This window comes from Streptomyces sp. NPDC059524 (assembly GCF_042749255.1).
GTDB classification, from domain to species: Bacteria; Actinomycetota; Actinomycetes; order Streptomycetales; family Streptomycetaceae; genus Streptomyces; species Streptomyces xanthii.
Genome location: NZ_JBHYTK010000253.1, coordinates 1 through 7,261, shown reverse-complemented (window position 1 = coordinate 7,261; position 7,261 = coordinate 1). Strand labels below are relative to the sequence as shown.

The 7,261-nt window shown below is 70.7% G+C and carries 7 protein-coding genes; 2 read left to right on the top strand and 5 right to left on the bottom strand.

Annotated features, from left to right (window positions below; genetic code table 11):
- Nucleotides 1-53: 53 nt before the first annotated feature.
- From thpD to ACFW9D_RS37200, 5 genes are all read right to left on the bottom strand, one after another.
- Nucleotides 54-959: an ectoine hydroxylase gene (gene thpD, locus ACFW9D_RS37220; protein ID WP_384629802.1), complete on the bottom strand. Its 906-nt coding sequence runs from the start codon at nucleotides 957-959 to the stop codon at nucleotides 54-56.
- A 5-nt stretch (nucleotides 960-964) separates the two neighbouring features.
- A complete protein-coding gene (locus ACFW9D_RS37215; RefSeq protein WP_188339637.1) occupies nucleotides 965-1,369 on the bottom strand; it encodes an ectoine synthase in 405 nt (134 codons plus the stop codon).
- Between the two features lie 38 nt (nucleotides 1,370-1,407).
- A complete protein-coding gene (gene ectB, locus ACFW9D_RS37210) occupies nucleotides 1,408-2,679 on the bottom strand; it encodes a diaminobutyrate--2-oxoglutarate transaminase (RefSeq protein ID WP_188339638.1) in 1,272 nt (423 codons plus the stop codon).
- A gap of 59 nt (nucleotides 2,680-2,738) precedes the next feature.
- Nucleotides 2,739-3,245 carry a diaminobutyrate acetyltransferase gene (gene ectA, locus ACFW9D_RS37205; RefSeq protein ID WP_188339639.1) on the bottom strand — a complete coding sequence of 169 codons (507 nt, stop codon included), beginning with the start codon at nucleotides 3,243-3,245 and terminating at the stop codon, nucleotides 2,739-2,741.
- Nucleotides 3,246-3,643: 398 nt separating this feature from the next.
- Complete coding sequence (locus ACFW9D_RS37200) at nucleotides 3,644-4,744, bottom strand: pyridoxal-phosphate-dependent aminotransferase family protein (protein WP_384629799.1); 1,101 nt, start codon at nucleotides 4,742-4,744, stop codon at nucleotides 3,644-3,646.
- A gap of 79 nt (nucleotides 4,745-4,823) precedes the next feature.
- On the opposite strand from ACFW9D_RS37200, the gene ACFW9D_RS37195 reads away from it, so the two are divergent.
- Together ACFW9D_RS37195 and ACFW9D_RS37190 are read left to right on the top strand one after the other, a co-directional pair.
- Entirely contained in the window at nucleotides 4,824-5,918 is a 1,095-nt protein-coding gene (locus ACFW9D_RS37195; RefSeq protein WP_188339641.1) for an amidohydrolase family protein, read from the top strand.
- Nucleotides 5,919-6,234: 316 nt separating this feature from the next.
- Entirely contained in the window at nucleotides 6,235-7,161 is a 927-nt protein-coding gene (locus tag ACFW9D_RS37190; protein WP_188339642.1) for an SCO1860 family LAETG-anchored protein, read from the top strand.
- Nucleotides 7,162-7,261: the final 100 nt, after the last annotated feature.

Sequence of the window (7,261 nt, the reverse complement as noted above, 5' to 3'; positions counted from 1 at the left end):
GGGCGGGGCCTGAAGGCCCCGCCCCGCTCCGTCACCGCAGCACCACAGAAGGCCTACTTCACCGGCGTGAAGTCCCGCGCTCCAATGAACTCGGGTCGGCGGACCGGGGCGGCGAAGGGTTCCACCGCTGTGTTCTCCACGCTGTTGAACACGATGAAGACGTTCGAGCGAGGGTACGGCGTGATGTTGTCCCCGGAGCCGTGCATCGCGTTGCAGTCGAACCAGGTCGCCGAGCCGGCCTTGCCGGTGAAGAGCCGGATGCCGTACTCGTCGGCCAGCGAGGTCAGCGCCTCGTCGGACGGGGTGCCCGCGTCCTGCATCTGCAGGGACCGCTTGTAGTTGTCCTTGGGCGTCTCACCGGCGCAGCCCAGGAACGTCTTGTGCGAGCCGGGCATGATCATGAGCCCGCCGTTGGTGTCGTAGTTCTCCGTCAGGGCGAGGGAGACGGACACCGTCCGCATGTTCGGCAGACCGTCCTCGGCGTGCCAGGTCTCGAAGTCCGAGTGCCAGTAGAAGCCGCTCGCCCCGAAGCCGGGCTTGACGTTGATCCGCGACTGGTGGACGTACACGTCCGAGCCGAGGATCTGCCGGGCCCGGCCCACGACGCGCTCGTCGCGGACCAGCCGGGCGAACACCTCACTGATCTTGTGGACCTCGAAGACCGACCGCACCTTCTGCGAGGCCTTCTCCACGATCGAGCGCTCGTCGGCCTTGATCGCCGGGTCGTTGACGAGACGCTCCAGCTCGGCCTGGTAGACCCCGATCTCGTCCGGACCGATCAGCTCGTCGATGGCGAGGAAGCCGTCGCGCTCGAAGCCCGCCAGGTCCGACTGGCGGATCGGACCGCGCGCGTCCGGCGCCGACCAGACGACGGGGTCGACCCGGGCAGTCGCCACCTCCGTCTTCCCGCGGGTCGGGTACAGGTCGGCGACGCCAGGGGCGGAGTTCAGCACGGTCATCGGGATCAGACCTCCTCGGGCTCGGTCAGCAGCGGGTAGACACCGTTCTCGTCATGGTCCTCCCGTCCGGTCACGGGAGGGTTGAACACGCACACGCAGCGGAAGTCGGTCTTGGGCCGCAGCGTGTGGCGCTCGTGGCCGTTCAGGAGGTACATCGTGCCCGGCTCGATCCAGTGCTTCTCGCCGGTCTCCCGGTTCTCGAGCTCGGCCTCGCCCTCCACGCACAGCACCGCTTCGATGTGGTTGGCGTACCACATGTCGGTCTCGGTGCCCGCGTAGAGGATCGTCTCGTGCAGGGAGAAGCCGACCTTCTCCTTGGCGAGGACGATGCGCTTGCTCTCCCAGGTGCCGGACGCCGACTTCACGTGCCGGTCGGTGTTCTCGATCTCCTTGAACGAACGGACAATCACGGTGAGTTGCTGCCTTTCCTCGTGGTGCGTGGAACTTCTCAGGCGGTCTCGCGCACGGCCCGGGTGAGCGTGCGCAGACCCTCTTCCAGCTCCTCGGGCGTGATCGTCAGCGCCGGAAGCAGCTTGACGACCTCGCCCTCGGGGCCGGAGGTCTCGATGAGCAGGCCGAGCTCGAAGGCGCGCCTGGCGACCTTGTTGGCCCGCTCCTTGTCGCGGAACTCGAAGCCCCAGACCAGGCCGCGGCCGCGGTACTCGACGATGTCGTCGGAGTACTCGGCGCGCAGTGCGGCGAGGGTCTCCTCGATCTGCTCGCCGCGCGCCAGGGTCTGTTTCTCCATGGCCGGACCGTCGGTCCAGTACGTCTCCAGCGCGGCGGCGGCCGTCACGAACGCGGGGTTGTTGCCGCGGAACGTGCCGTTGTGCTCGCCCGGCTCCCAGATGTCGAGCTCCGGCTTGAACAGGCACAGGGACATGGGGAGCCCGTACCCGCTGATGGACTTGGACACGGTCACGATGTCCGGCGTGATGCCCGCCTCCTCGAAGGAGAAGAAGGCGCCGGTGCGGCCGCAGCCCATCTGGATGTCGTCGACGATGAGCAGCATGTCCCAGCGCTCGCACACGTCGGCGAGCTTGCGCAGCCACTCGGCGCGGGCGACGTTGATGCCGCCCTCGCCCTGCACCGTCTCGACGATCACGGCGGCGGGGGTGTTCAGGCCCGAGCCGGAGTCCTCCAGGAGGCGCTCGAACCAGATGAAGTCCGGGGTCCGCCCGTCCAGGTAGTTGTCGAACGGCATCGGGGTGCCGTGCACCAGCGGGATGCCGGCGCCGGCCCGCTTGAACGCGTTGCCGGTGACGGCGAGCGAGCCGAGCGACATGCCGTGGAAGGCGTTGGTGAAGGACACGATCGACTCGCGGCCCTTGACCTTGCGGGCCAGCTTCAGCGCGGACTCGACGGCGTTGGTGCCCGTCGGGCCCGGGAACATGACCTTGTACGGCAGGTCGCGCGGGCGCAGGATGACGTTCTGGAACGTCTCCAGGAAGTTGCGCTTCGCCGAGGTCGACATGTCGAGCCCGTGGGTGACGCCGTCCCGCTCGATGTAGTCGATCAGGGCGCGTTTCAGCACGGGGTTGTTGTGCCCGTAGTTCAGCGAGCCGGCGCCCGCGAAGAAGTCCAGGTACGTGTGGCCGTCCTCGTCGTACATGCGGCTGCCCTGGGCCCGGTCGAAGACGGTGGGCCAGCCGCGGCAGTAGCTGCGCACCTCCGACTCAAGGGTCTCGAAGACGCTCAGGTCCGGCTGGGTGATGGTCACAGCGAAAGCTCCTCTGAGGGAGGGAAGTTGCGGGGGGTCGGCGGGTGGTGCGGCGGTGCTCAGGCCAGCGGCCCGATGCGGTACAGCTCCTCGGGCAGGTGCCCGTCGTCGGGGAACAGGCCCGCGTCGAACAGGACCTGGCGCTCCACTCCGGCGCCGTGCCGGCGCGCGTAGGACAGGAACAGCGCCTGGGACGCCGTGTTGTCCGGGGTGATGGTGGTCTCGACGGTCGTGACCTGCCGCCCCGAGTCCCTGACCTTCGCGGTCAGGCCGTCGAGCAGCGCCCCGGCCAGACCGTGCCCGCGGTGGCCGTGGTCCACGGCGACCTGCCAGACCACGAGGGTCCGCGGGCGCTCGGGACGGAAGTAGCCGGTCACGAACCCGGCGACCTCACCGGTCTCGTCGCGCGCCACCACGGAGGTGCCGGCGAAGTCCCGGCACCACAGCAGATAGCTGTACGAGGAGTTGAGGTCGAGCACCTTGGAGTCACGAGCGATACGCCAGATCGCGGCGCCGTCGGCCACTCCGGGATGGTCGAGCTGGAATTGCGCTTGTGCGGCGGTCATGCGAATTGAATTTACCGAGCAATTTTTGGGATTGCATCCGGAGAAGGGGTTACGCACGGCCCTGATCTGTGTTATCGCGCGCGGGTGGGTACGCGCGTGAGGCTTCGGCGGTATGTCGGGATTTGCGCGGTGCGAAAGGGGTATAACGCCGTCGATGTGGAGTGCGTCACAGGGTCGTAACGCGTCGGGAACCCGCCCGAATTCCGTTGGATCCCGTTGTTGAAATCTTAGTGTTTACGTCGCGGGAAAGCGGGCAGAAGCAGTACGGGAAGCTGCTCTGATAAATAATGCGGAAATCATGTCCCCGAATGTGTGGGGAAAATAAGAAAGGCGCCGTCCGAAAAGGACGGCGCCCCTGTGCGCGTGCTCGCGCGCACGGGCGTGCGCGCGGGCCGGGACTACTCCCAGGCCGCCGCGACGGCCTTGCGGGCCGCCTCCAGGTCGACCTCGATCCCGGCCTCCGCGAGGGCGCCGCCCAGCGCGGCCAGCGAGGACTGCACGACACCGCGCGTGGCCTGCGGCCCGTAGTGGTTGACCCGGATCATCTCCGCGGCCAGCGCGCCACCGCCCGCGACCAGCGGCAGCACCGGGTCCGCCGCCAGCGCCTTCGCCACCAGGTCCCGGGCGTCCGTACCGGCCGGCGCACGCAGCGTCGTGGCCACCGGCGCCGCGTCCCGCGCCTCGTGCACGTACGGCTCCAGGCCGCCGCCCAGCGCCAGCGTCCCGGCGCGGGTCGCCGCCGCCGCGCTCGCGTGACGGGCCATCAGCGCCTCCAGGCCCTCGCTCTCGATGCGCTCCACACAGGCCTCCAGGGCCAGCATCTCCAGCTGCGCCGGAGCGTGCAGCAGCGCCTTGCGGCCGCCGTCGATCCAGCGCTGCTTCCAGTCGAGCAGCGACAGGTACGAGTGGCGCGGCGCGTGCGGGTTGGCGGCCATCCGCTCCCAGGCGCGGGCGCTCACCGACACGGCCGAGACGCCCGCCGGGCCGCCCATCGCCTTCTGCGCGCCGATCACGCACAGGTCCACGCCCCAGGCGTCCGGCAGCACCGGCTCCGCGGCGATCGAGGCGACCGCGTCCAGGTAGAACAGCGCGCCGTGCTCCCGCACGACCTCGCCGATCTCCGCGACGGGGTTCGTGTTGCCGGTCGCCGCCTCCGCGTGCACGAGCGACACGAAGTCGATGTCGGGGTGCTCGGCGAAGGCCTGCCGGACCTGCTCCGCGGTGACGGCCGTGTGGAACGGCACCGCCAGGTCGTGCACGGTCGCGCCGCAGTCGCGCAGCCAGTCGCCGAAGGTCTGCCCGTACGGGCCGGTGATCACGTTCAGGGCGACGGTGCCCGGGCCCGCGGCGGCGCGGATCGCGCCCTCCAGCGGGAGCAGCGCCTCGCCCTGCATGATCACGACGTCCTGCTCGGTGTCCATGAGCCGGGCCACGCGGTCCTCGACGGAGGCGAAGTGCGCGGCGCTCAGCGGGGCCAGATCGAGAAACGGGTGCGTCACGGTGGTGCTCTCTCTTCGCTCACGGGTTCGGCGGTGATGCCGCTGACGAGCGTAACCGGCCCCCTCATAGGCTTGGTCCATGAGTGATGGCGCGGTGCTCCATGTGAAGGGCCGGGTCCTGGCCGGACCCGACGACGTACGCGACGAACTGTGGGTGGTCGACGGCCGGATCACCTACGACCGGCCCGTCTCGGCGGGCCTCGACGTGACCGGCGTGGAGGGCTGGACCCTGCCCGGCCTCGTCGACGCCCACTGCCACGTCGGCCTGGACGCGCACGGGCCGGTGCCCGCCGAGACCGCCGAGAAGCAGGCCCTCACCGACCGCGACGCGGGCACCCTGCTGCTGCGCGACGCCGGCTCACCCTCCGACACCCGCTGGATCGACGACCGCGAGGACCTGCCCCGGATCGTCCGCGCCGGCCGCCACATCGCCCGCACCCGCCGCTACATCCGCAACTACGCCCACGAGATCGAGCCCGAGGACCTCGTCGCCTACGTCGCCCAGGAGGCCCGGCGCGGCGACGGCTGGGTCAAGCTCGTCGGCGACTGGATCGACCGGGACGCGGGCGACCTCACCCCCTGCTGGCCGCGCGAGGCCGTCGAGGCGGGCATCGCGGAGGCCCACCGGCTCGGCGCCCGGGTCACCGCCCACTGCTTCGCCGAGAACTCGCTGCGCGACCTCGTCGAGGCCGGCATCGACTGCATCGAGCACGCCACGGGCCTCACCGACGACCTGATCCCGCTCTTCGCCGAGCGCGGCGTCGCGATCGTCCCCACGCTCGTCAACATCGCCACCTTCCCCGGTCTCGCCGCGGGCGGCGAGCAGAAGTTCCCCCGCTGGTCCGCCCACATGCGACGGCTCTACGACAACCGCTACGACACCGTGCGCAACGCCTACGACGCCGGCATCCCGGTGTTCGTCGGCACCGACGCCGGCGGCTCCCTCGCGCACGGCCTCGTCGCGGGCGAGGTCGCCGAGCTCGTCAAGGCCGGCCTCCCCGCCGTGGACGCCCTCGGCGCGACCGCCTGGAACGCCCGCAGCTGGCTCGGCCGCCCCGGCCTCGAGGAGGGCGCCCCGGCCGACCTCGTCGTCTACGGCACGGACCCGCGGACCGACGTGGCGGCGCTCGCCGCACCCCGCCGCATCGTGCTCCGGGGCAACGTCGTCGGTTGACGCGGCGTGACGCGCGCCGGGGCGCACTCGTTGTGCACCCCGCGTCCGCGCCGGGGCCGACCCCTGTCCGGGTGACCCCGGCGAACAGGCGAGCCCGCTGAAATCGAGCACCTGCGCGGAAACCCCCCTTTGGAGTGAACTCACTTCAGGTGGTGGCCCGTTCACTCTCAGTGCGTAAAGATTCCCTCACCGATGACCGGTCGACGCCGTCGGCGGTGCCGCGCCCTGTCCCTGTGCGCGCCCACCCCGACGGCACGCCGTCGACCTCGTGTGTCACGTCGTTTCTCTTCATCGCCGTCCTGGGGGTCCCACCAGCATGTCCAGCACCACTACGTTCCGCCGTCTCGCCGCGACCGCCGTCGCCACCGCGCTCGCCGCGGGACCCGTCCTCCTCGCGGGCGCGGGCCCGGCCGCCGCCACCGGCGACCGCGGCGGCAAGGCCTCCGCCGTCGTGCTCCGCACCGGCCTGGACGTCTCCCTGCTCAACAAGACCGTGAACGTCCCGCTCAAGGTCTCGCTCAACGAGGTGCAGGCGCCCGCCAGCGCCGACAAGACCGCCCTCACCGTGAACCTGGACGGCGTCGAGAAGGGGCAGCCGATCAACGTCCTGCGCGCCGACGTCGCCAAGGCCAGGGCGACCGTCGCCGACGGCACCGCCGAGGGCTTCACCCAGCTCGCCCACGCCAAGGTCCACGTCCCCGGCCTGCCGCTGCTCTCCCTCATCGAGGTCGACGAGGTCACCTCCAAGGCCCGCTGCGTGGCCGGCCAGGCGCCCGTCGCAGAGTCGAACCTCCTCGGGGCCGTCACCATCCTCGGCAAGAAGGTCACGCTGACCACCGGCGGGACGACCGAGGTCAAGGTGCCCGGGGTCGGCGAGGTCTCCCTCACCCTCTCCGAGAAGTCCACGACCTCCACGACCGCGGCGGCCTCCGCGCTGCACCTCAAGGTCTCCGTGAACCCGTTGAAGCTCAACGTGGCCGAGGTAGAGGGCGAGGTGACCCTCGCCGGGGCGACCTGCGAGTCCCCCAAGGCCGTCGCCGCGCCGAAGCCGGCCGAGGTCGAGCCGCAGGCCGAGAAGGGGGAACGGCCGGTCGAGGCCGCGCAGAAGCCGGAGAAGGAGGCTGACCTCGCGGAGACGGGGGGCAGTTCGATGACGCCGTACGTGGCGGGCGGGGCGATCGCCCTGCTCATCGCCGGAGCGGGTGCGGTGGGCATGGCACGCCGGGGTCGCAGCCGCGCCTAGTCGTTGGTTCGTCGCCTGCGGGCCCGGTGGGGGCGGGCCGCGCAGTTCCCCGCGCCCCTGAAATGCAGACGCTTCGCGTCGCATTTCCCCGATGGGGCAC